19 protein-coding genes are annotated in these 21989 nt (G+C 69.4%); 15 read left to right on the top strand and 4 right to left on the bottom strand.

Features of this window, described 5'->3' with window-relative positions; genetic code table 11:
- Positions 1–156: 156 nt before the first annotated feature.
- Entirely contained in the window at positions 157–1443 is a 1287-nt protein-coding gene (locus ABD024_RS01725; RefSeq protein ID WP_343848991.1) for a c-type cytochrome, read from the bottom strand.
- Positions 1440–2204, bottom strand: coding sequence for a c-type cytochrome (locus ABD024_RS01720; RefSeq protein WP_343848990.1), 765 nt, complete (start codon positions 2202–2204; stop codon positions 1440–1442). The genes ABD024_RS01725 and ABD024_RS01720 overlap by 4 nt, the downstream gene beginning before the upstream one ends.
- A 412-nt stretch (positions 2205–2616) precedes the next feature.
- Between ABD024_RS01720 and ABD024_RS01715 the strand changes: the two genes are divergently transcribed.
- From ABD024_RS01715 to ilvA, 14 genes are all read left to right on the top strand, one after another.
- Positions 2617–3762 carry a homoserine dehydrogenase family protein gene (locus ABD024_RS01715; RefSeq protein WP_343848989.1) on the top strand — a complete coding sequence of 382 codons (1146 nt, stop codon included), beginning with the start codon at positions 2617–2619 and terminating at the stop codon, positions 3760–3762.
- Positions 3759–4751 carry a homoserine kinase gene (locus ABD024_RS01710; RefSeq protein WP_425543112.1) on the top strand — a complete coding sequence of 331 codons (993 nt, stop codon included), beginning with the start codon at positions 3759–3761 and terminating at the stop codon, positions 4749–4751. Before ABD024_RS01715 ends, ABD024_RS01710 begins: the two co-directional genes overlap by 4 nt.
- Entirely contained in the window at positions 4748–6064 is a 1317-nt protein-coding gene (thrC, locus tag ABD024_RS01705) for a threonine synthase (RefSeq protein ID WP_343848987.1), read from the top strand. Before ABD024_RS01710 ends, thrC begins: the two co-directional genes overlap by 4 nt.
- Positions 6065–6185: 121 nt before the next feature.
- A complete protein-coding gene (locus tag ABD024_RS01700) occupies positions 6186–6323 on the top strand; it encodes a hypothetical protein (RefSeq protein WP_343848985.1) in 138 nt (45 codons plus the stop codon).
- A gap of 112 nt (positions 6324–6435) precedes the next feature.
- Positions 6436–8031, top strand: a complete 1596-nt coding sequence (locus ABD024_RS01695) for a 2-isopropylmalate synthase (protein WP_425543111.1) — start codon at positions 6436–6438, stop codon at positions 8029–8031.
- Positions 8028–9044, top strand: a complete 1017-nt coding sequence (locus ABD024_RS01690) for a branched-chain amino acid transaminase (protein WP_343848981.1) — start codon at positions 8028–8030, stop codon at positions 9042–9044. The genes ABD024_RS01695 and ABD024_RS01690 overlap by 4 nt, the downstream gene beginning before the upstream one ends.
- Positions 9041–10456 (top strand): 3-isopropylmalate dehydratase large subunit, encoded by a 1416-nt coding sequence (gene leuC / locus ABD024_RS01685; protein ID WP_343848980.1) that lies wholly within the window; start codon positions 9041–9043, stop codon positions 10454–10456. The genes ABD024_RS01690 and leuC overlap by 4 nt, the downstream gene beginning before the upstream one ends.
- Complete coding sequence (gene leuD, locus ABD024_RS01680; protein ID WP_343848979.1) at positions 10453–11034, top strand: 3-isopropylmalate dehydratase small subunit; 582 nt, start codon at positions 10453–10455, stop codon at positions 11032–11034. Before leuC ends, leuD begins: the two co-directional genes overlap by 4 nt.
- Complete coding sequence (leuB, locus tag ABD024_RS01675; protein WP_343848978.1) at positions 11031–12128, top strand: 3-isopropylmalate dehydrogenase; 1098 nt, start codon at positions 11031–11033, stop codon at positions 12126–12128. Before leuD ends, leuB begins: the two co-directional genes overlap by 4 nt.
- Positions 12129–12302: 174 nt before the next feature.
- Entirely contained in the window at positions 12303–14009 is a 1707-nt protein-coding gene (ilvD, locus tag ABD024_RS01670; protein ID WP_343848977.1) for a dihydroxy-acid dehydratase, read from the top strand.
- Positions 14006–15022: a ketol-acid reductoisomerase gene (gene ilvC, locus ABD024_RS01665; RefSeq protein WP_343848975.1), complete on the top strand. Its 1017-nt coding sequence runs from the start codon at positions 14006–14008 to the stop codon at positions 15020–15022. The genes ilvD and ilvC overlap by 4 nt, the downstream gene beginning before the upstream one ends.
- Positions 15023–15099: 77 nt before the next feature.
- The gene (ilvB, locus tag ABD024_RS01660) at positions 15100–16956 is read left to right on the top strand and encodes a biosynthetic-type acetolactate synthase large subunit (RefSeq protein WP_425543110.1); all 1857 of its coding nucleotides are present in this window, start codon (positions 15100–15102) and stop codon (positions 16954–16956) included.
- Positions 16957–17013: 57 nt separating this feature from the next.
- The gene (gene ilvN / locus ABD024_RS01655; RefSeq protein WP_343848973.1) at positions 17014–17262 is read left to right on the top strand and encodes an acetolactate synthase small subunit; all 249 of its coding nucleotides are present in this window, start codon (positions 17014–17016) and stop codon (positions 17260–17262) included.
- On the top strand, positions 17259–18824 hold the full coding sequence (ilvA, locus tag ABD024_RS01650) for a threonine ammonia-lyase, biosynthetic (RefSeq protein WP_343848971.1): 1566 nt from the start codon (positions 17259–17261) through the stop codon (positions 18822–18824). Before ilvN ends, ilvA begins: the two co-directional genes overlap by 4 nt.
- 4 nt (positions 18825–18828) lie before the next feature.
- Here the strand turns inward: ilvA and ABD024_RS01645 are convergent, their stop codons facing one another.
- Positions 18829–19974 (bottom strand): GGDEF domain-containing protein, encoded by a 1146-nt coding sequence (locus ABD024_RS01645; RefSeq protein WP_343848969.1) that lies wholly within the window; start codon positions 19972–19974, stop codon positions 18829–18831.
- Positions 19975–20245: 271 nt separating this feature from the next.
- On the opposite strand from ABD024_RS01645, the gene ubiA reads away from it, so the two are divergent.
- Complete coding sequence (gene ubiA / locus ABD024_RS01640; RefSeq protein WP_343854411.1) at positions 20246–21175, top strand: 4-hydroxybenzoate octaprenyltransferase; 930 nt, start codon at positions 20246–20248, stop codon at positions 21173–21175.
- Between the two features lie 16 nt (positions 21176–21191).
- Here the strand turns inward: ubiA and ABD024_RS01635 are convergent, their stop codons facing one another.
- Complete coding sequence (locus tag ABD024_RS01635) at positions 21192–21911, bottom strand: ComF family protein (RefSeq protein WP_343848966.1); 720 nt, start codon at positions 21909–21911, stop codon at positions 21192–21194.
- Positions 21912–21989: the final 78 nt, after the last annotated feature.

Here is a 21989-nt window from a genome sequence, read left to right as displayed (position 1 = left end):
GTTGGTATCCGCGCAGCGTGCGGGCGCGGCGACACGCTCGCCATGACCCACGTCAATCCGCGCCCGCTGCCGCCTGCGTATGGATGCCGCAGCGCGTGTCGCGGATCGCCGCCGCGGCGGACCGCGGCAAGGCGCTTGCGCGGCCGGGGTCCGGCGTCAGTCGACCGGCGTATGCCGGTAGCTGCCGACGTCCGCAGGTTGCACCGCGCCGGCCTGGTTCGACCACGACTGGCGGATGTAGCCGACCACTGCGGCCACGTCGGCGTCGTTCAGCTGCTGCGCGAACGGCGGCATCGAGTAGGGCTTCGGGTTGCCGGTGGTGGTCGGGGCGAAGCCGCCAAGCAGCACGCTGCGGATCGCGTTGATACCGGTCGGTTCGGTGACCGAGGTGTTGCCGTCGAGCGGCGGGTAGACGCCCGCCACGCCGCGACCGTCCGCACCATGGCAGTCGGCGCAGCGCTGTGCGTAGAGCTTGCCGCCCTGCTCGTGGCTGGCCGCCCGCTTGAACGGTGCCGGCGCAGGCTGCGCGCGCGGCGGCAGTGATTGCAGATAGTCCGCCACCGCCTGCACGTCGGCGTCGGTCATGTGTTGGGTGCTCAGGCGCACCACGTCGGCCATCGGTCCGAACGCCGAGCCCTTCGCGGATTGGCCGGTCTTCAGCAGGTCGACGATGTCCTGCGCGCTCCAGCCGTCGAGGCCACCGCCGGGCTGGGTGCTGAGGTCGGGCGCGTACCAGTCCAGTTGCGGGATCTGGCCGCCGGTGAGGTGGCGGTCCTGCGCGATGCCACCGAGCGAGTCGCGCGTGGTATGGCATTCGTTGCAATGGCCCAGGCCCTGCACCAGGTAGGCGCCGCGGTTCCACTGTGCGGACTGCGCCGGATCGGGCTGGTACTCGCCCGGCTTGAAGTACAGCGCGCGCCAAGCGACCAGGCTGCTGCGCACGTTGTAAGGAAAGTCCAGTCCCAGTTCGGTATCCGGCCGATGCACCGGCGGCAGCGACTTCAGGTAGGCGAAGATCGCCAGCGCGTCGTCGCGGGTCACCTTGGTGAACGAGGTGTACGAGAACACCGGATACAACAGCTCGCCCTGGCGACCCTTGCCTTCATGCAGCGCGCGCCAGAAATCGTCGAAGCTCCATGCGCCGATGCCGGTTTCCGGATCGGGCGTGATGTTCGGCGCCGGCACGTCGCCGAACGGCGTGCCCAGCGAACGGCCGCCGGCGTAGCGCTGGCCGTCCCGCGCGGTGTGGCAGGCAGCGCAGTCGCCGACTGTGGCCAGGTATTCGCCGCGGGCGATCAACGCCGGATCGTGCAGTGCGGCGGCATCCGCCTCGCGCTGCGCCGGCGACGACGCCTGCTGGCCAGCGCGGCCGAAGTAGCGCCAGCCCAGCACCACGATCACCAGCAACGCCAGCACCCATCCTCCACGTCGCCACCACTTCATTGACCTGCTCCGCTCTTGCCCATCACGCACCAGCCCGGCAACGGTTCGGTCTGCGCACTGGCCGGTTCCGGATGCATGTCGGCCGGCGGCTCGTGGCTGGCCAGCCACGCGGACACGGCGGTGATGTCCGATTCGCGCATGCGATTGGCGACCACGCCCATGCAGTAGGGCCCTTCGGCCGCGCGCTGACGCGTGCGCCATGACACCAATTGGTTGCTGAGGTAGCCGTACGACAGGCCCATCAGGCCCGGCATCATCGGCTCCACACCGGTGAGCTTGCCGCCGTGGCAGCTGACGCACGACGGCACGCCGCGGGTCGAATCGCCGCGCATCACCAATTGTTCGCCGCGCCGCAGGGTCTCCACGGACACCGCCGGCACCGGCAGTTTCCGGTAGGGCACATCCTGCTTCGCGAAGTACTCGGCGATGTCGCGCAGGTACGCCGGGCTCAACTGGCGCACCACGTATTCCATCGGCGCGTGCCGGCGCTGGCCGGTCTGGAAATACTCGAGCTGCTGGATCAGGTAGCCCGCCGGCTTGCCGGCCAGGCGCGGAATCACCACGCTGTCCGGCGAACCCTCGCCGTGCACGCCGTGGCAGCTGGTGCATGCGATCACGCGCTGCTGCATGGTGTCGGGTACCGGCGGCGCCGTGCCGGTCTGGGCGACCGCCGTGCCGCACGCACCGAAGGCAAACAGCGCGATGGCCACGCGCGGCACCTGCCCGCGCAGCCACTGGCGCAATGAATCCAACCTGATCATCCGCGAATTGTAGGCCGACCGAACCGCATCGACCGGCGACAGATGGCGTATCGCGACAACCTGCCGCAGCGCGACGATCCGCGCCCGCCTGCCGAAAAAGTTGCAAATGAATCTGTTGACCGCAGTGCAACATTCCCTCTAAGGTCGAACGCATGTCGCCGCTTTCCACGCCAGCACGCACGCACTTCGCCCCGGCTTCCGCCGGGTGTGCGCCGTTGCCGGCCAGCGTCATCAACCGTTCCTTCGCCACCACCACGACCACGACCACGATTACCACTCGGTCGGGGTGGGTGTCCGTGCGCGACTAGGTTCTTCACTACGCAACGGCCCCGCCCTCGACCAAGGCGGGCCGGTGCACTCCCCAAGCACAAGCCGATCCGCCAGCGAGCACGGGCCTCACCAGGAGGTCATCGTGAACATCTGTGCGCCCCAACTTGCCGATCTGCCGCCGTCATGCGGCTTCGCCGCGCCGACCCTGCGGCGGCAACGCGTGCTGGCAGTCGGCGTGATCGGCCCCGGCCGCGTCGGCAGTGCCCTGCTGGACCAGCTGCGCGCCGCGCAACCGCGGCTGGCGCGCGACAGCGGGCTGGAACTGAAACTCTGCGGCGTGGTGGCCAGCAAGCGCATGTGGCTGGACTGCGACGACACCGAACTCAACGGTCGCCACGGCGGCGCGCAGATCTGGCGACCGAATGATCTGGACGCGTTCGCCGAACACGTGCGCGGTGACGACGGCCGCCACGCGCTGCTGATCGACTGCAGCGCGAACGACGAGGTGGCCGCGCACTACCCACGCTGGCTCGCCGCCGGCCTGCACGTGGTGACGCCAAACAAGCTCGCCGGCAGCGGGCCGTTGCCGCGCTGGCGGGCGATCCGCGCGGCCTGTGCCAGCGGCGCGCGCTTCCGCTACGAGGCCACCGTGTGCGCCGGCCTGCCGGTGGTGCAGACCTTGCGCGACCTGCTCGACACCGGCGACGAACTGCTCGCGGTCGACGGCATGTTCTCCGGCACGCTGGCCTGGCTGTGCAATCGCCACGACGGTCGGCAGCCGTTTTCCGCGCTGGTGCGCGAGGCGCATGCGCTGGGCTATACCGAACCGGATCCGCGCGACGACCTGTCCGGCCTCGACGTCGCGCGCAAGCTGGTGATCCTGGCGCGCGAGGCGGGCTGGCTGCTGTCGCTGGAAGACGTCGACCTGGAAGGCCTGGTGCCGCCCGCGCTGGCCGCGCTGTCGCGCGACGGCTTCATGCAGCAACTCGATGCGCTCGACGCGCCGATGGCGGCGAAACTGGCCGAGGCGCGCGCCGCCGGCGGCGTGCTGCGTCATGTCGCGCAGCTCGACCGGCACGGCCGCGCCAGCGTGCGACTGCAGGTGCTGCCGGCCACCCACGCGTTCGCACACACCCGGCTCACCGACAACATCGTGCAGTTCAGCACCCGCCGCTACTGCGATAATCCGCTTATCGTGCAAGGCCCCGGCGCCGGTTCCGAAGTGACCGCCGCCGGCGTCTTCACCGACCTGCTGCGCATCGCCGAGTCGCTGGAGGCACGCGCATGAACATCCCACTCCTGGAACCCGTCATGGCCGCACCGCGCCCTGCCAAACATCCCCAAGTCGCCTGCGCCTTCGCGCCCGCCAGCGTCGGCAACGTCGGCGTCGGCTTCGACCTGCTCGGCCACAGCCTGGTCGGTGCCGGCGACCGCGCCGAGGTGCGCCGCATCGACGAGACGGTGGTGCGCATCGCGGCAATCCGCGGCTGCGTCACCGAGCTGCCCACCGACCCACGCCAAAACACCGCCGGCACCGCGCTGCTCTCGCTGCGCAAGGCACTCGGCCTGCAGCACGGTTTTGAATTGACCTTGCACAAGGGCATCGCGCTCGGCTCGGGCATGGGCGGCTCGGCTGCCTCGTGCGTGGCCGCACTGGTCGCCGCCAACGCGCTGCTGGCGCAGCCGCTGCCGCGCGAGGCGCTATACGGTTTCGCGTTGGACGGCGAGGCGGTGGCCAGCGGCAGCCGCCATGGCGACAACCTCGGCTCGATGCTGCTCGGCGGCCTGGTGCTGGCCACCCATGAACGGCTGCTGCGCATCGACGTGCCGGCCGCGTGGCACTGCGCGCTGGTGCATCCGCACGTGGTGCTGGAGACACGCAAGGCGCGCGCGGCGTTGGCCGGCCACTATGCGCTGGGCGAATTCGTGGCGCAGAGTGCCAACCTCGCGCTGGTGCTGGCCGGCTGCTACCGCGGCGACGCCGCGCTGGTGCGCGAAGGCCTGAAGGATGTGCTGGTGGAACCGCGCCGCGCGCCGCTGATCCCGAACTTCGCCAAGGTGAAACAGGCGGCGCTCGATCACCACGCACTCGGCGCCAGCATCTCCGGCGCGGGCCCCAGCGTGTTCGGCTGGTACGACAACCGCAGCGATGCCGAAGCGGCGAGCGTGGCGATGCAAGCGGCGTTCGCGGAGGCCGGGCTGGATAGCGACGCATGGGTATCGCCGATCAATGGGCCCGCGGCCGCGCTGATCGATTCGCTCGAGGCTGCCGCATGAGCGCCGCCGATCCCTTGCACTATCACAGCACCCGCGGCGCTGCTCCGGCCGTACCGATCAGCCAGGCGATCGCCGCCGGGCTGGCACCGGACGGTGGACTGTACGTGCCCGAGGCGCTGCCCACGCTCGATCCCGCCGCGTTCGATCCACACGGCTCGCTGGCCGACACCGCGGCCACCTTGCTGGCCCCGTTCTTCGCCGGTGATGCGCTGGCCAATGAATTGCCCGCGATCTGCGTCGACGCGTTCACCTTCGACGCACCGCTGCGTCCATTGCCCGCCCATCCGAATACGCTGATGCTGGAGCTGTTCCACGGCCCCACCTCGGCGTTCAAGGATTTCGGTGCGCGCTTCCTCGCCGCCCGCCTGCGCCGCTTGCCGCGTGGCGACGCGCGGCCGCTGACCATCCTGGTCGCCACCTCGGGCGACACCGGCGCCGCGGTGGCCGCCGCGTTCCATCGCCAGCCGAACGTGAATGTGGTGATCCTGTATCCGGACGGCCTGGTCTCGCCGCGGCAGGCGCACCAGCTCGGCTGCTTCGGCGACAACGTCCGCGCGCTGCGCGTGGCCGGCCGCTTCGACGACTGCCAGCGCATGGTGAAAGCCGCGCTCAACGATACGTCATTGCAGGCGCAGCGGCCGCTGTCCTCGGCCAACAGCATCAGCCTGGGCCGGCTGCTGCCGCAGATGAGCTACTACGCGCACGCCGCGCTGGGCTGGTGGCGCGAACACGGCACGCCGCTGAATTTCGTCGTGCCCACCGGCAACCTGGGCAACGCGCTGGCCTGCCTGTGGGTGCGCGAGCTGGGCCTGCCGGTCGGCGAGGTACGGTTGGCCTGCAACGCCAACGCCACCCTGCCCGACTATTTCGCCGGCACCGCGTACGCGCCGCGCGAAGCGATCGCCACCCTGGCCAACGCGATGGACGTGGGTGCGCCCAGCAACTTCGAGCGGTTGCGCTGGACGTTCCCCGACGAAGCCCGCCTGCGTCGCCTGCTGCGCGCGCAAAGCGTTGACGACGCCACCATCCGCCGCACCCTTGCCGATCACGCACGTGCGCACGGCGAAGTGTTCTGCCCGCACACCGCCACCGCGATGCACCTGCTCGACCGGCTACGGGCGGACGGCGACGCCGCGCCATGGGCGGTGGTCGCCACCGCCCATCCGGCCAAGTTCGAGAGCGTGGTGGAGCCGTTGGTCGGCCATCCGGTCGAGGTTCCCGCCGCCCTGGCCGCGATGTTGGCGCGCAACACCCGCGCCGAGCCGCTGGCCGCCAGCGACACGGCCCTGCGGGACTGGCTGATGCTCTCGTGAAGCACTCCACCGCCTTGTTCGGCAAAATCGTCTGGACATCTGGACGTCCAAAACGAATCGATCGACTGATTTCAGATGAAACTGTTGACGCCGCCGTGCGAAGTACCCTAAGGTCGATTCCATGTCGCAGCGCAGCAGCCATTGCCGCATCGCCGAAATGAACCGTCTCGCGACGGTCGACGGCCTGCTGCGGCTCGGCGGCACGCTCCTTATTACCCTTGTACTCGTACTCCTTATTACCAACGGAGGTGCGGGCTGAGGGCATGTATCCAGGTAGCTAGAACAACCTGAAAATACCCAAAGGACCCCGCACCCCGGTAAGGGATGCGGGGTTTTTTTGTGCCTTCGGCGCCGCCCACAGCGGAGCCATGATGAAAAACCCCGACCAGCACCATGCCCCCGCCAGCGACGACGACGTAGTCGCCGAACGCGTGCGGATCTTCGATACCACCTTGCGCGACGGCGAGCAGGCACCCGGTTTCTCGATGGACCGGCGCGCGAAACTGCGCATGGCGCAGCAGCTCGAAGCGCTCGGCGTGGACATCCTCGAAGCGGGTTTTCCGCAGGCGTCGCCCGACGATTTTGCTGCAGTTGCGGAAATCGCCGGCGCGCTGAAAAGCACCACGGTGTGTGCGCTGGCGCGCTGCCAGGACGGCGACGTCGACAGTGCGGCGCGTGCGCTCAAGACGGCGCGCCATTCGCGCATCCACCTGTTCCTGTCGACCAGCCCGCTGCATCGCGAGCACAAGCTGGGCATGAGCAAGGCGCAGGTGCTGGACACCGCGGTGCGGGCGATCGAACGCGCCCGCGGCTTCTGCGACGAGGTCGAATTTTCCGCCGAGGATGCGCTGCGCACCGAACCCGAATTCCTCGCCGAAGTCTTCAGCGCCGCGGTCGACGCCGGCGCCAGCACGCTCAACGCGCCGGACACGGTGGGCTACACCACGCCGGGCGAGATCGTCGAACTGTTCCGCTACCTGCGTCAGCACGTGCGCGGTGCGGACAAGGTGATCTTCTCCTGCCACTGCCACGATGATCTCGGCATGGCAGTGGCCAACAGCCTGGCCGCGGTCAGCGCCGGCGCGCGCCAGGTGGAGTGCACCATTAACGGCATCGGCGAGCGCGCCGGCAACGCCGCGCTGGAGGAAGTGGTAATGGCGCTGAAGGTGCGTGCGCCGCACTTCGGCGTCGACACGCGCATCGACACCCGCCAGCTGTACCCCAGCTCGCGCCTGCTGACCGAGCTGACCGGCCAGGCAGTACCGCGCAACAAGGCGATCGTGGGTGCCAACGCATTCGCCCACGAATCGGGCATCCACCAGCACGGCATGCTCAAGCATCGCGGCACCTACGAGATCATGCTCCCGCAGGACGTCGGCATCGCCGCGACCACCCTGGTGATGGGCAAGCACTCCGGCCGCGCCGCGCTGCGCCAGCGTCTGCAGGCGCTGGGCCACACGCCGGACGATGCCGCGCTGGACGACATCTTCATCCGCTTCAAGACGCTGGCCGATCACGGCCGCGAGCTGCACGACGAGGACCTGAACGCGCTGGCGCTCGGCCACGATCCGTACGCCGCCGGCCCATGGCACCTGGTGCAACTGCACACCAGCTCGCACCTGGGCGGCAGTGCGTCGGCCTCGGTGAAGCTGGCCCACGATGATGGCCGCGAGATCGGCGAAGCAGCGATCGGCGATGGCCCGGTCGACGCGGTGCTGCGCGCGATCAAACGCGCCACCGGCACGCCGCTGGAACTCACCCGCTTCCAGATCGACGCGATCGGCGAAGGCGGCGACGCCCAGGGCCAAGCGCAGCTGAGCGCGCGCCACGCCGAGCGCGACTGGCGCGGCCGCGGCGCCAGCACCGACATCGTCGAAGCCACCGCGCTGGCCGTGCTGGCCATCGTCAACCGGATCGCCCGCACGTCAACCGCGGCCGCCACCTACGCCAAAGGAGCCATCGCATGAGCACGCCGTTTCTGTGGCACAACGGCCAGATCAAGCCGTGGGCCGAGGCCACCACCCACGTCAGCGCGCACGCGCTGCATTACGGCTCGTCGGTGTTCGAGGGCGAGCGCGTGTACGCCACGCCGCGCGGCCCGGCCTACTTTCGCCTGGCCGAGCACACCCGCCGGCTGTTCGAGTCGGCGCGCGTCTACGAGATCGAGGTCGGCTACAGCGAGGACGAGATCAACGCCGCCTGCCTCGAGCTGATCCGCGCGAACCGGATGCCTTCGGCCTACGTGCGACCGATCGTGTTCCGCGGTGCCGGCGGGCTGGGCGTGCTGGCGAAAGAGGACGCGCCGGTGGAAGTGGCGATCATCGCGCTGAACTGGGGCGCGTACCTGGGCGAGGCGGCCGAGCGCGGCGCCGACGTGTGCGTGTCGTCGTGGAACCGCCCCGCGCCGAACACCATCCCCAGCTGGGCCAAGGCCGGCGGCAATTACCTGTCCAGCCAGCTGATCGGACTGGAGGCACGCCGCAACGGCTACGACGAGGGCATCGCGCTGGGCCACAACGGCCTGCTCAGCGAAGGTGCCGGCGAGAATCTGTTTCTGGTGAAGCGCGGCAAGCTGCTCACCCCGCCGTCCAGCGCCGGCATCCTGGCCGGCATCACGCGCGACGCGGTACTCACCCTGGCGGCCGATCTCGGCATCGCGGTGGAAGAGCGCGACCTGCCGCGCGAGGCGCTGTATTCCGCCGACGAAGTGTTCATGACCGGCACCGCCGCCGAGATCACCCCGGTGCGCTCGGTCGACCGCAAGGCCATCGGCGCGGGCGCACCGGGGCCGATTACGAAGGCTTTGCAGCAGGCGTTCTTCGGCCTGTTCGACGGTCGCACCGAGGATCGCTGGGGCTGGTTGAGTTTGGTTGATGCGGTCGGGGTTAATGCGGTCGTCCCTGACCGCGAAGATCAAGAACCAGCCATCCATGGCCGGACTCCTCATCAACAGCCCGCTGCGATGGGAGTCTCGGCATGACGGCAAAGACGCTTTTCGAGAAAGTCTGGAACGCCCACGTTGTCGTCGCCGAAACCGCCGACACGCCGGCGGTGATCTACGTCGACCTGCACCTGGTGCACGAGGTCACCTCGCCGCAGGCGTTCAGCGAACTGCGCGAGCGCGGACTGACCCTGCGTCGGCCCGACCGCATGCTGGCCACGCTGGATCATTCCACGCCGACCCTGCCCACGAATGCCGACGGCAGCCGTCCGTATGCGAACGCCGAAGCACAGGCGCAGGTCGCACAGCTGGAAACCAACTGCCGCGAATTCGGCGTCGAGCTGCACGGCTGGGACAGCGCCGACCGCGGCATCGTGCACGTGATCGGCCCCGAGCTGGGCGCGACCCAGCCGGGCATGACCATCGTCTGCGGCGACAGCCACACCTCCACGCATGGTGCCTTTGGAGCCTTGGCGTTCGGCATCGGCACCACCGAGGTGGGCCACGTGATGGCCACGCAATGCCTGCTGCAGCGCAAGCCGAAAACCATGGCGATCCACGTCGACGGCCAGCTGCCGCCGGGCGTGGGTGCGAAGGACCTGATCCTGCACATCATCGGCACAATCGGCGTCGATGGCGGCACCGGTTACGTATTGGAGTATCGCGGCGCGGCGATCGAGGCGCTGTCGATGGACGAACGCATGACCGTCTGCAACATGTCGATCGAAGCCGGCGCGCGCGCCGGGCTGATCGCGCCGGACGAGACCACCTTCGCCTGGCTGAAGGGTCGCCCACGCGTGCCGCAGGGCGCGGCGTGGGACGCAGCGGTGGCGAAGTGGCGCGCCTTGCGCAGCGATGACGGTGCGCATTACAACCACGAGGTGCGCATCGACGCCGGCGCCGTGAAGCCGACCGTCACCTACGGCACCCATCCGGGCATGGCGATCGCGCTGGACGCGCCGGTGCCGGCGGCGACCAATGCGCAGGAGCGTCGCGCGCTCGACTACATGCAGAGCAAGGCCGGTCAGCCGATGCTGGGCACGCCGGTCGACGTGGTGTTCATCGGCAGCTGCACCAACTCGCGCCTGTCCGACTTGCGCGAAGCCGCCCGCGTGCTGCATGGCCGGCGCGTGGCCGACGGCGTGCGCATGCTGGTCGTGCCCGGCTCAGAAGCGGTGCGCCGCGACGCCGAACGCGAAGGCCTGCATGACGTGTTCACCGCTGCCGGCGCCGAGTGGCGCGTACCCGGCTGCTCGATGTGCATCGCGATGAACGGCGACCTGGCGCAGCCGGGCCAGCTGGTGGTGAGTACGTCCAACCGCAACTTCGAAGGCCGCCAGGGCAAGGGCGCGCGCACCGTGCTGGCCAGCCCGGCCACCGCGGCCGCGTCGGCGATCGCCGGGCGCATCGCCGATCCGCGCGAGTACACGACGCAGGAGCAAGTCGCATGAAACCGATCGCCCGTCTCCACTCCCGCACCGCCGTGCTGGCCGACGAGAACATCGACACCGACCGCATCATCCCGGCGCGCTTCCTCACCACCACCACGCGCGAGGGGCTGGGCCAGCTGTGCTTCCACGACTGGCGCTACCAGGCCGACGGCAGCGACAACCCGGCCTTTCCGCTGAACCGGCCGGAAGCGCGCGGCTGCGCGATCCTGGTCGCCGGGCGCAACTTCGGCTGCGGCTCCTCGCGCGAGCATGCGCCGTGGGCCTTGCTCGATTACGGCATCCGCGCGGTGCTGTGCAGCGAGATCGCGGACATCTTCCGCGGCAACGCGCTGAAGAACGGCCTGCTCGCGATCGGCATCGGCGAACAGGAGCACCGCTGGCTGCTCGAGCATCCCGGCGTCGAACTGGCGATCGACGTGCACGAGCAGTTCATTGCGCTGCCCGACGGCAGCCGCATCCCGTTCGCTCTGGAACCGTTCGCGCGGCACTGCCTGCTCAACGGCGTCGACCAGCTCGGCTACCTGCTGCAACACAGCGATGCCATCACCGAATACGAGCAAGCCCAGGAGGCTGCATGAAAGCCCATATCGTCACCCTGCCCGGCGACGGCGTCGGCCCCGAAGTCACCGCTGCCGCGGTCGCCGTACTGAAGACCATCGCTGCCCGCTGCGAGCACGTGTTCACCTTCGACGAACAGTTGATCGGTGGCGCCGCGATCGACGCCACCGGCGCACCACTGCCGACTGAATCGCTGGCCGCATGCCAGCGCGCCGACGCGGTGCTGCTGGGCGCCGTCGGTGGCCCGAAGTGGTCCGATCCGAACGCGCCGGTGCGGCCCGAGCAGGGCCTGCTGGCGCTGCGCGCCGCACTCGGCGTGTACGCGAACCTGCGCCCGCTGCAGGTGCATCCGGCGCTGGCCGATTTGTCGCCATTGAAGAACGACAAGCTGAAGCACGTCGACGTGCTGTTCGTGCGCGAACTCACCGGCGGCGCCTACTTCGGCGTGAAGACACGCAGCGAAGACGCCGCCACCGACGAGTGCAAATACACCGTGGCCGAGATCGAGCGCGTGGTGCGCCGCGCGTTTGATCTGGGGCGCGACCGCCGCCGCCATGTCACCTCGGTCGACAAGGCCAACGTGCTGGAGACCTCGCGGCTGTGGCGCAGCACGGTGCAGCGCATCGCCGCCGATTACCCCGACGTGACCGTCGAGCACCAGCTGGTCGACTCGATGGCGATGCTGCTGCTGACTCAGCCGAACCGCTACGACGTGGTGGTCACCGAGAACCTGTTCGGCGACATCCTCACCGACGAGGCCGCCGCGCTGGCCGGCTCGCTCGGCCTGCTGCCGTCGGCCTCGCTGGGCGACGGTCGCCGCGGCCTGTACGAACCGATCCACGGCTCCGCACCGGACATCGCCGGACAAGGCGTGGCCAACCCGGTCGGCGCGATCCTTTCCGCCGCGCTGCTGCTGCGCCACTCGCTGGGCCTGGAGGTCGAGGCCGTGGCGATCGAATCGGCGGTCGAGCAGGTGCTGCGCCACGGCCCGCACAGCCGCGATATCGGCGGCCACGCCGGCACCGATGAGGTATGCGATGCCGTGCTCGCGGCGATCGAGAGCCACGCCGACAGCGCCGCCGCGTTCTTCTGCGGAGCGCGCGCATGCGGCTGATGCAGCCAGGTTTCCCCGGCGGGCACACGGACGTGTCCGCATTTTCTGCCGCCCCCTGCGTGCTTTCGGCACCGGACGGACTGCGTGTGCTCAGTTGCCGCCAGACCTCGTCCGCCTCGCCAACCTCCCTGGCACGCAGGGGGCGCTTTTCTTTCTTCACCCAGCGGAACCGTCATGCGCAGTGATCTGATCAAGAGCGGCCCCGACCGCGCTCCCGCCCGCGCCATGCTGCGCGCCACCGGCCTCGACGACGAGGCGATCGCAAGGCCGCTGGTCGCGGTGGTGCACACCTGGTCCAACGTGAGCCCATGCAACCTCAACCTGCGCGAGCTGGCCGTCGAGGCCGCCGCCGGCATCCGCGCCGCCGGCGGCACGCCGGTGGAGTTCAACACCATCGCGGTCACCGACGGCATCGCGATGGGCACGCCGGGCATGCGCTCCTCGCTGATCAGCCGCGAGGTGATCACCGACTCGATCGAGCTGGCGGTGGACGGCCACTGCCTCGACGCGATGGTGGTGCTGTGCGGCTGCGACAAGACCATCCCGGCCGCCGCGATGGCGCTGGCACGGCTGAACATCCCCGGCGTGGCGATGTACGGCGGCAGCATCGCGCACGGCACCCACGACAACCATCCGATCACCATCCAGCAGGTGTTCGAGGCGGTCGGCGCGCACGGCGCGGGCAAGATCAGCGACGAGGAGCTGACCGCGGTGGAACGCGACGCCTGTCCTGGCGCCGGCGCCTGCGGCGGCCAGTTCACCGCGAACACGATGGCGATGGTGCTCTCCACGCTGGGCCTGTCGCCGCTGGGCTACAACGACATTCCCGCCACCCATCCGGCCAAGGGCGCGGCCGCATTCCGCTGCGGCGAGCTGGTGATGGCATGCCTGCGCGAGAACCGCACCCCGCGCGAGCTGATCACGCGCACGTCGATGCGCAACGCCGCGCGCATGGTCGCCGCCACCGCCGGTTCCACCAATGCGGTGCTGCACCTGCTGGCGATCGCGCGCGAAGCCGGCGTCGAATGGTCGCTGGAGGATTTCGAACCGGCCTCGGCGCACACGCCGGTGATCGCCGACCTGCTGCCTGGCGGCCGCTACACCGCAGTGGAACTGTTCGGCGCCGGCGGCAGCGCGCGGGTGGCGCAGGAGCTGATCGCCGCCGGCATGCTGGAGGACACGCCCACCGTCACCGGCCGTTCGCTGTTCGCCGAAGTCACCGCCGCGCCGCGCGCCGAAGCGCAGGACGTGGTGCATCCGGTCACGCAACCGCTGAAGCCGCGCGGTGGCTACTCGATCCTGTACGGCAACCTCGCGCCGGAAGGCTGCATCCTGAAACTTGCCGGCAAGGGCGCCACCCATTTCGAAGGCCGCGCCCGCGTGTACGAAGGCGAGGAGCAGGCGTTCGCCGCGGTGCAGGCCGGCGCCATCGCCAAGGGCGACGTCATCGTGATCCGCAACGAAGGCCCGGCCGGCGGCCCCGGCATGCGCGAGATGCTCGGCGTCACCGCCGCGCTGATCGGCCGCGGCCTGGGCGACGACGTGGCGCTGATCACCGATGGCCGCTTCAGCGGTGCCACCCACGGCTTCATGGTCGGCCACATCGCGCCGGAAGCCGCACGCGGCGGGCCGATCGCGCTGCTGCACGAAGGCGACCGCATCGTGATCGACGCCGCCCGCCGCGAGATCGCCACCGACGCCGACCTCGCCGCACGCCGCGCCGGCTGGCAACCGCCCGCACCGAAGGTCAGCCGCGGCGCGCTGGCCAAGTACGCCTTGCTGGTCGGCTCCGCTTCCGACGGCGCCACCACACATCCCGACACCACCGTCTCCACACCCAAGCACATCCATACCGAATCCAACCAGGGAGTCACCGCATGAGCAGTACCAACACCCTCGCCTCATCTCGCATCGCCGTGCTCGGCTACGGCAGCCAGGGCCGCGCCCATGCGCTGAACCTGCGCGACTCCGGCCTCGACGTCGTGGTCGGCCTGCGCCCCAACGGGCCGACCTGGCACAAGGCGAAAGCCGACGGCTTCGAGGTCGTCGAGCCGGCCGAGGCGGTCAAGGGCGCCGACCTGGTCGCCGTGCTGACACCGGACATGGTGCAGCCGACGCTGTACCGGGAAGCGATCGAACCGAACCTCAAGCCTGGCGCGGCGCTCTTGTTCGCGCACGGCTTCAACGTGCACTTCGGGCAGATCGCACCGCGTGCCGACATCGACGTGATCCTGGTCGCGCCGAAGGGCCCCGGCGCGCTGGTGCGCAGCGAGTACGAGCGCGGCCGCGGCGTGCCGTGCATCTGGGCCGTGCACCAGGACGTCAGCGGCCAGGCCGAGGCGAAGACCAAGGGCTATGCCGACGGCATCGGCGGCGGCCGCGCCATGATCATCCAGACCGACTTCAAGGAAGAGACCGAAACCGACCTGTTCGGCGAGCAGGCGGTGCTGTGCGGCGGCGCCAGCGAGCTGGTGCTCAAGGGCTTCGAGACCCTGGTCGAAGCCGGCTACCAGCCCGAGATCGCCTACTACGAGGTGATGCACGAGCTGAAGCTGATCGTCGACCTGTTCTACGAGGGCGGCCTGGCCAAGATGCTGCAGTTCGTCTCCGAGACGGCGCAGTACGGCGACTACGTCAGCGGCCCGCGCATTGTCGATGCCGGCACCAAGGCGCGCATGAAGGAAGTGCTCACCGACATCCAGGACGGCACCTTCGCGCGCAACTGGATCGCCGAGTACCAGGCCGGCCTGCCGAACTACAAGCGCCTGAAGCAGGCCGATCTCGAGCATCCGATCGAGGTGGTCGGCGCGAAGCTGCGTGCGCGGATGCCATGGCTGCAGCCGACCACCGCCGCGGCGGCACCTGCCGCTCCGTCGCTCAAGAAGGTTGGCTGAACGCCACGCTTGAGGCCTCTCCCCCGCGCTGCGGAGGAGAGGATGTTTGGTCTCCCGCACCGTTGAAGGATTCTGTAGTGAATGCGCAACCACTGAAAGCCGAAACCACCACAGACCGGCATCCGCTTGCCGGCCAGGCGATGAGCGGCGCCGAGGTGATCGTGCAAGTACTCGCCGACGAGGGCGTCGGGGTGATGTTCGGCTATTCCGGCGGGGCGATCCTGCCGGTGTACGACGCGGTGTTCCGCTACAACGCCGAGCATCCGCGCGCCGACGGCGGCGAGTCGATGCCGCTGGTGGTGCCGGCCAACGAGCAGGGCGCGGGCTTCATGGCTGCGGGCTACGCCCGCGCCTCGGGCAAGGTCGGCGTGGCCATCGTCACCTCCGGTCCCGGCGCCACCAACATGGTCACGCCAGTGCGCGACTCGATGGCCGACTCGATCCCGCTGGTGGTGATCTGCGGCCAGGTCGGCACCGCGGCGATCGGCAGCGACGCGTTCCAGGAAGCGCCGATCAGCAACATCATGGGCGCCTGCGCCAAGCACGTGTTCCTGGTCACCGATGCGACGCAACTGGAAGCCACCGTGCGCACCGCGTTCACCCTTGCCCGCAGCGGCCGGCCCGGGCCGGTGGTGGTGGACGTGCCCAAGGATGTGCAGAACACCGCGCTGTCGTTCCGCGGCGCCGGCGAGCTGGCGTTGAGCGGCTATCGCGCACGGCTGCACGCGGTGGAACAGGCGACCCTGAGCGACGCCGATTGCGCGACGTTCTTCCACGCGCTGATGCAGGCGCAGCGCCCGCTGATCTACGCCGGCGGCGGCGTGATCGCCGCCGGGGCGGCGGACGCGCTGCGCGCGTTCGTCGACGCGTTCGGGTTGCCGGTCACCACTACCCTGATGGGTCTGGGCGGTTTCGACAGCACCGACCCGCTGGCCCTGCACCTGCTCGGCATGCACGGCACCGCGTACGCGAACTACGCGGTGGAGGACTGCGACTTCGTGCTGGCGCTGGGCGCGCGCTTCGACGATCGCGTGGCCGGCGTGCCGGACAAGTTCGCGCCGCGCGCGAAGTTCATCGCGCAGATCGACATCGACCCGGCCGAGATCGGCAAGGTGAAGCCGGTCGGCTGGCACCACGTCGGCCCGCTGCGACGCGCGCTGGAACGGCTCGCTGCCTACGGCCGCGCGCACGGCTGCAAGCCGCTGCTCGCCGAGTGGCACGCGCACGTGGCGGAGCTGAAGCGCGCGCATGCGATGAACTACGACCGCGAAAGCGCGCTGGTCCAGCCGTATGCGGTGCTGGAAGCGATCAACCGCCACACCCGGGGCCGCGCCATCATCAGCACCGGCGTCGGCCAGCACCAGATGTGGGCGGCGCAGTATTTCGACTTCCGCGCGCCGCGGCATTGGCTCACCTCCGGCTCGATGGGCACGATGGGTTTCGGCCTGCCGGCGGCGATCGGCGCGCAGTTCGCGCACCGCGACAAGCTGGTGATCGACATCGACGGCGACGCCAGCATCCGCATGAACATCGGCGAGCTGGAAACCGTCACCACCTACGACCTGCCGCTGAAGATCGTGGTGCTCAACAACGTCGGCGACGGCATGGTGCGGCAGTGGCAGAAGCTGTACTTCAAGGGCCGCTTCGCCGCCTCCGACAAGAGCCTGCACAAGAAGGATTTCGTGCTTGCCGCGCAAGCCGACGGCTTCGAATGGGCGCGGCGGCTGGAACGCGTGGACGAGCTGGAGGCGACGATTGCCGACTTCCTCGCCTTCGGCGGTCCTGCCTTCCTCGAAGTGATGATCGATCCGGACGCCGGCGTGTATCCGATGGTCGGCCCCGGTGCCAGCTACGCGCAGATGATCACCGGCGAGTTCATTCCCTCGCGCGCGGCGCCGGCTGCACGCGACGACTCACCATCCCACATGTTCTGAGCACTTGCCCCTTCCCTTCTCGCGAAGGGAGCGGCACTCATCACCGGAGACACCCCCATGAATCACACGCTGTCCATCCTGTTGCAGAACGAAGCCGGCGCCCTGGTTCGCGTGGCCGGGCTGTTTGCCGCGCGCGGCTACAACATCGATACGCTGACCGTCGCCGCCACGCACGATCCGGCGGTATCGCGCCTGACCCTGAGCCTGCAGTGCGACGACGACACACTCGGCCAGATTCTGCAGCAGACGCGCAAGCTGGTCGACGTGCTGCAGGTGGCGCATCCGGCGACGGCTCTCGCTGCATGAATGCCGTTGCGCCACTGGCTACCGATGACGAGGCGATAGCGACCGGCGACCTGCTGGCGCAGATCCGCGCCGCCCGCGTCTACGAGGTGGCGCACGAATCGGCGCTGGAAGCGGCGCCGCTGTTAAGTGCGCGGCTGGGCCAGCACGTGCTGCTTAAGCGTGAGGACCAGCAACCGGTGTTCTCGTTCAAGCTGCGCGGCGCGTACAACCGCATGGTGCAGCTGGACGCGGCGCAGCGCGCGCGCGGGGTGATCGCCGCCTCCGCCGGCAACCACGCGCAAGGCGTGGCGCTGGCCGCGGCGAAGCTGGGCATCCGCGCCACCATCGTGATGCCGGTGACCGCGCCGCAGGTGAAGGTGGACGCGGTGCGCCGCTTCGGCGGCGCGCTGGTCGAGGTGGTGCTGGCCGGCGATTCCTACAGCGACGCGCAGGCGGCGGCCGCGCAGTTGCAGGCCGAGCGCGGCGCGGTCTTCGTGCATCCGTTCGACGACCCGGCGGTGATCGCCGGCCAGGGCACGATCGCGCTGGAAATCCTGCGCCAGCATCCCGGCCCGCTGCAGGCGGTGTTCGTGCCGGTCGGCGGCGGCGGTTTGCTGGCCGGCGTGGCCGCGTGCATCAAGGCCCTGCGACCGGGCGTAAAAGTGATCGGCGTGCAGGCAGTGGATTCGGATGCGATGGCGCGCTCGCTCGACGCCGGTGAGCGTATCGCGCTGGACGAGGTCGGCCTGTTCGCCGACGGCACCGCGGTGAAGCAGGTCGGCGAGCTGACTTTCGCGTTATGCCGCCAGCATGTGGATGCGATGCTGCGGGTGGATACCGATGCGATCTGCGCGGCGATCCGCGATATCTACCAGGACACCCGCAGCGTGCCGGAACCGTCCGGTGCGCTGGCGCTGGCCGGGCTGAAGCAGTACGTCGCCACGCACGGCGCCGGCGACGGTGCGCTGGTCGCGATCGTCTCCGGCGCCAACATGAATTTCGACCGCCTGCGTTTCGTCGCCGAACGTGCCGACGTCGGCGAGCAGCGCGAGGCGGTGTTCGCAGTGACGATTCCGGAAGAACGCGGCAGCTTTCGCCGCTTCTGCGCCACCCTGGGCAAGCGCAACATCACCGAGTTCAACTACCGCATCGGCGATGCGCGCTCCGCGCATCTCTTCGTGGGCGTGCGGATCGCCAGCCGCGACGAGCGCGAGGCGCTGATCGCCGCGTTCCGCGCGCAGCAGTTCGACGTGCTCGACCTCACCGACGACGAGCTGGCCAAGCTGCATCTGCGCTACATGATCGGTGGCCGCTCGGCGCTGGCCCGCGACGAACTGCTATACCGCTTCGAATTCCCCGAGCGCCCCGGCGCGCTGATCCGTTTCCTGCGCCAGCTGCATCCGGACTGGAACATCAGCCTGTTCCACTACCGCAACCACGGCTCCGATTCCGGCCGCATCCTGGTCGGCATCCAGGTGCCCGCAGCCGAGCATCCGCTGTTTCAGCGCTTCCTCGCCACGCTCGGCTATCCGCATGTGGACGAGAGCGCGCATCCGGCCTATCGACTGCTGCTGCGCAGCTGATGGCTCAGAACAGGTCGATGCTTCCCGCCGCCATCTCCCGTCCCAGCAGGCCGCGCGCGCTCAGGTGTTCGTAGCCGTAAGTGGCATTGCGGCCGTGCTGCTTGGCGAAGTAGAGCGCCTTGTCGGCACGGTCCAGAACGTTCGCCGGGTAATCGTGGCAGCCGACACCGGCATAACCGATGCTGACGGTGACATTGCCCACCTGCGGAAACACGTGCTCGGCGATGCGCTGGCGAAAACGTTCCAGCACGGTGTGCACGGTGGCCTGCTCGGTCGCGCCGAACAGGATCACGAACTCCTCGCCGCCGAAGCGGAACAGCACGTCGCTGCGGCGAAAACAGGCGCGCATCTGCTGGGCCAGCAGCAGGATCACCTCGTCGCCATAGATATGTCCATAGTTGTCGTTGATGCGCTTGAAGTGGTCGATGTCGAGGATCGCCAGCCACACCTGCAACGGCTCCGCGGCGGCCGTGCCGGGTTGTGCGTGCGCTTCCGATGTCGCCGCCGCCGCTTTGTGCAACGCCTGTTCGCGCTGATGCAACAGCCGTTGCAGCTGGCGCTCGAGGCTGCGCCGGTTGTACAACCCGGTCAGCTTGTCGCGCTCGCTTTCATGGAGCAGGGCGGTGTAGTTGGCATAGATGCGGGCAAAACCGTCGGCGAGTGTCCGACTGGCGGCCGGCGGCATGTCGCTGTCCAGCTGCAGCGCACCGATCGCGCGACCATCGTGCAGGATCGGCACGACCAGCCGATGCATGCCCTGCACCCTTTCCATCTGCACCTCGAGCCGATGCATGCAGCGATGCAGCAGCATCAGCGACGGATCGACCAGGTCCGGATCGGCCACCTGCAGCTGATAGGCGCCCTGCGCATCCGGCACGCAACGCACGATGCTTTCCACGTACGCCCCGTCGGTCGCCCGCTTGGCCAGAACCACGCTGTGCGCCAAGGTCAGTTCGGCCAACGAAAGCGCCAGGCTGTGGTCGAGCGCGGTGATGTCGCGATGATGGGTGAATGACGCCACCGAATCGAGCAGGCGCGAATGCACGAACGAGCCAGCCACCGGCGCGGTCCCGGCGGCAGCGCCGTCGTCGGGCGCGGGCGCCGCACGCGACCTGGCGGAGTCTTTTTCAGTGATTTCGTATTCGGCCATCAACGTTCCAGACACCGGCGGCCCTGGGCTTCGTACGGCGCATGCGTGGCGTTACCCCGAACGGTATCGCCCATAAGCCGTATCGGCGGCCGAACGGGGGACTTTAGCCGAGCGAGCGGCTGACCAGTGACCTGTCGCGCGGTTCGGGGCGGCATGGCGCGCTAGACTTCCCCGCATGGTTCCTCCCTCCCGCAAACGTCAGCGGCGCAGTGCCGCGTCCACACCCACCGCCCGGCCGCGACCCGGCACGGCGAAACCTGCCGCCAAGCCGGTGCGCCCGGCGGACAGCTCGACCCGCGCCATGCGCGTACTGGACTGGCTGCTGCAGAAACTGCCGACGAGTTATCGCGAGAAGGCGCGGGACTACCTGATACTGACCCGGATGGATCGCCCGATCGGCGCGCTGCTGCTGCTGTGGCCGACCTGGTGGGCGCTGTGGCTGGCGGCCGGCGACTTCCCGCCGTGGAAGCTGCTGATCATCTTCACCCTCGGCGTGTTCGCGATGCGCGCGGCCGGCTGCGCGATCAACGACTACGCCGACCGCAAGCTCGATCCGCAAGTGGCGCGCACCGCCGGCCGGCCGATCGCTTCCGGGCGGGTGACGCCGCGCGAAGCGCTGCTGGTGTTCGCCGCGCTGCTGGCGTTCGCGTTCGTGCTGGTGCTGTTCACCAACAAGCTGACCATCCAGCTGTCGTTCGCCGGTGCCGCGCTGGCGGCGATCTACCCGTTCACCAAGCGCTGGACCTACCTGCCGCAAGTGGTACTGGGCGCCGCGTTCGGCTGGTCGATCCCGATGGCGTTCGCGGCGGTGACCAGCACGGTGCCGCCGCTTGGCTGGCTGCTGTTCATCGGCAACATCCTGTGGTCGGTGATCTACGACACCGAGTACGCGATGGTCGACCGCGACGACGACCGCAAGGTCGGCGCGAAGTCCACCGCGATCCTGTTCGGCGACGCCGACGTGCCGATCCTCGGCATGCTGATGGGCACCTTCCTGCTGGCCATGTTGTTCGTCGGCCAGCGCGCCGGGCTCGGCTGGCCGTACTGGCTGGCCTTGCTGATCACCGCCGGCCTGTTCGGCTACCAGCTGTGGCTGATCCGCGACCGCCTCCGCGACGCCTGCCTCGCTGCCTTCCGCCACAACAACTGGCTGGGCCTGACGCTGTGGATCGGCATCGTGCTGGCGCTGGCGTTACGCTAGCAACGCATCGGGTACGTCACCCGCGCGGCGACGGCGCGCGCGCCAGCGCCCATACGTCCACCCGTGCCACACCGGCGCGACGCAGCACGCGGGCGCATTCGGCCAGGGTGGCGCCGGTGGTCATCACGTCGTCGAGGATCGCCACGTGCGCGGGCAGCGCGACGCCTTCGCGCACGACGAACGCACCGCGCACGTTGCGGCGGCGGGCGATCGCGTCGAGTTCGGTCTGCGCCGCGGTGGAGCGCCGGCGCAGCAGCGCGTCGTGGCGCAGCGGCACGCCGGCCGCGCGCGCCAGCGGGCGGGCCAGCTCCAGTGCCTGGTTGTAGCCGCGCCGGCGCAGCCGGCTGCGATGCAGCGGCACGCTCAGCAACAGCTGCGGCAACCGGATCGGGCACGGTTCGCGCTGCCACAGCATCGACAGCACGCGACCGGCGGCGAGGTCGGCGCCGAACTTGTAGCGCGACTCCAGCCGGTCCAGCGGCCAGCCGTAGCGGAATGGCGCCCATGCCGCATCCCACGGCGGCAGGCGGCGCTGGCACTCGCCGCACAGTGCCGCCGGCGTGGCCAGCGGCAGCGCGCAGCGCGCACAGCAACTGCGGTTGCGCGGCAGTTCGGCCGCGCAGTCGGCGCACAGATCCACGCCGCCGGCGCCCGACGCGCCGCACAGCAGACAGCGCAGCGGCAACACCCAGCATTGCAGTAGTTGCCATGATTGGAGCAGGCTTGCCTTGCCCATGCGCACCCCCGTTTCCTCCCTGAGTCGCCTGATGGTAGCGGCAATCCGCCCGGCGGAAGTCGCGCCGACCTGACCTCG

This window comes from Rhodanobacter soli (genome assembly GCF_039523495.1).
Lineage (GTDB): Bacteria > Pseudomonadota > Gammaproteobacteria > Xanthomonadales > Rhodanobacteraceae > Rhodanobacter > Rhodanobacter soli.
The sequence above is the reverse complement of the archived record's forward strand: the minus strand, read 5'-3'. Positions and strand labels throughout refer to the sequence as shown.

Coding starts and splice junctions, on each gene's coding strand:
- ABD024_RS01635 (WP_343848966.1), bottom strand. CDS start 21,911: ATGGGCAAGGCAAGCCTGCTCCAATCATGGCAACTACTGCAATGCTGG.
- ilvA (WP_343848971.1), top strand. CDS start 17,259: ATGAATGCCGTTGCGCCACTGGCTACCGATGACGAGGCGATAGCGACC.
- thrC (WP_343848987.1), top strand. CDS start 4,748: ATGAGCGCCGCCGATCCCTTGCACTATCACAGCACCCGCGGCGCTGCT.
- ilvN (WP_343848973.1), top strand. CDS start 17,014: ATGAATCACACGCTGTCCATCCTGTTGCAGAACGAAGCCGGCGCCCTG.
- ABD024_RS01710 (WP_425543112.1), top strand. CDS start 3,759: ATGAACATCCCACTCCTGGAACCCGTCATGGCCGCACCGCGCCCTGCC.
- leuB (WP_343848978.1), top strand. CDS start 11,031: ATGAAAGCCCATATCGTCACCCTGCCCGGCGACGGCGTCGGCCCCGAA.
- ABD024_RS01645 (WP_343848969.1), bottom strand. CDS start 19,974: ATGGCCGAATACGAAATCACTGAAAAAGACTCCGCCAGGTCGCGTGCG.
- ABD024_RS01720 (WP_343848990.1), bottom strand. CDS start 2,204: ATGATCAGGTTGGATTCATTGCGCCAGTGGCTGCGCGGGCAGGTGCCG.
- ilvC (WP_343848975.1), top strand. CDS start 14,006: ATGAGCAGTACCAACACCCTCGCCTCATCTCGCATCGCCGTGCTCGGC.
- ABD024_RS01695 (WP_425543111.1), top strand. CDS start 6,436: ATGAAAAACCCCGACCAGCACCATGCCCCCGCCAGCGACGACGACGTA.
- leuD (WP_343848979.1), top strand. CDS start 10,453: ATGAAACCGATCGCCCGTCTCCACTCCCGCACCGCCGTGCTGGCCGAC.
- leuC (WP_343848980.1), top strand. CDS start 9,041: ATGACGGCAAAGACGCTTTTCGAGAAAGTCTGGAACGCCCACGTTGTC.
- ABD024_RS01700 (WP_343848985.1), top strand. CDS start 6,186: ATGTCGCAGCGCAGCAGCCATTGCCGCATCGCCGAAATGAACCGTCTC.
- ilvD (WP_343848977.1), top strand. CDS start 12,303: ATGCGCAGTGATCTGATCAAGAGCGGCCCCGACCGCGCTCCCGCCCGC.
- ABD024_RS01725 (WP_343848991.1), bottom strand. CDS start 1,443: ATGAAGTGGTGGCGACGTGGAGGATGGGTGCTGGCGTTGCTGGTGATC.
- ABD024_RS01690 (WP_343848981.1), top strand. CDS start 8,028: ATGAGCACGCCGTTTCTGTGGCACAACGGCCAGATCAAGCCGTGGGCC.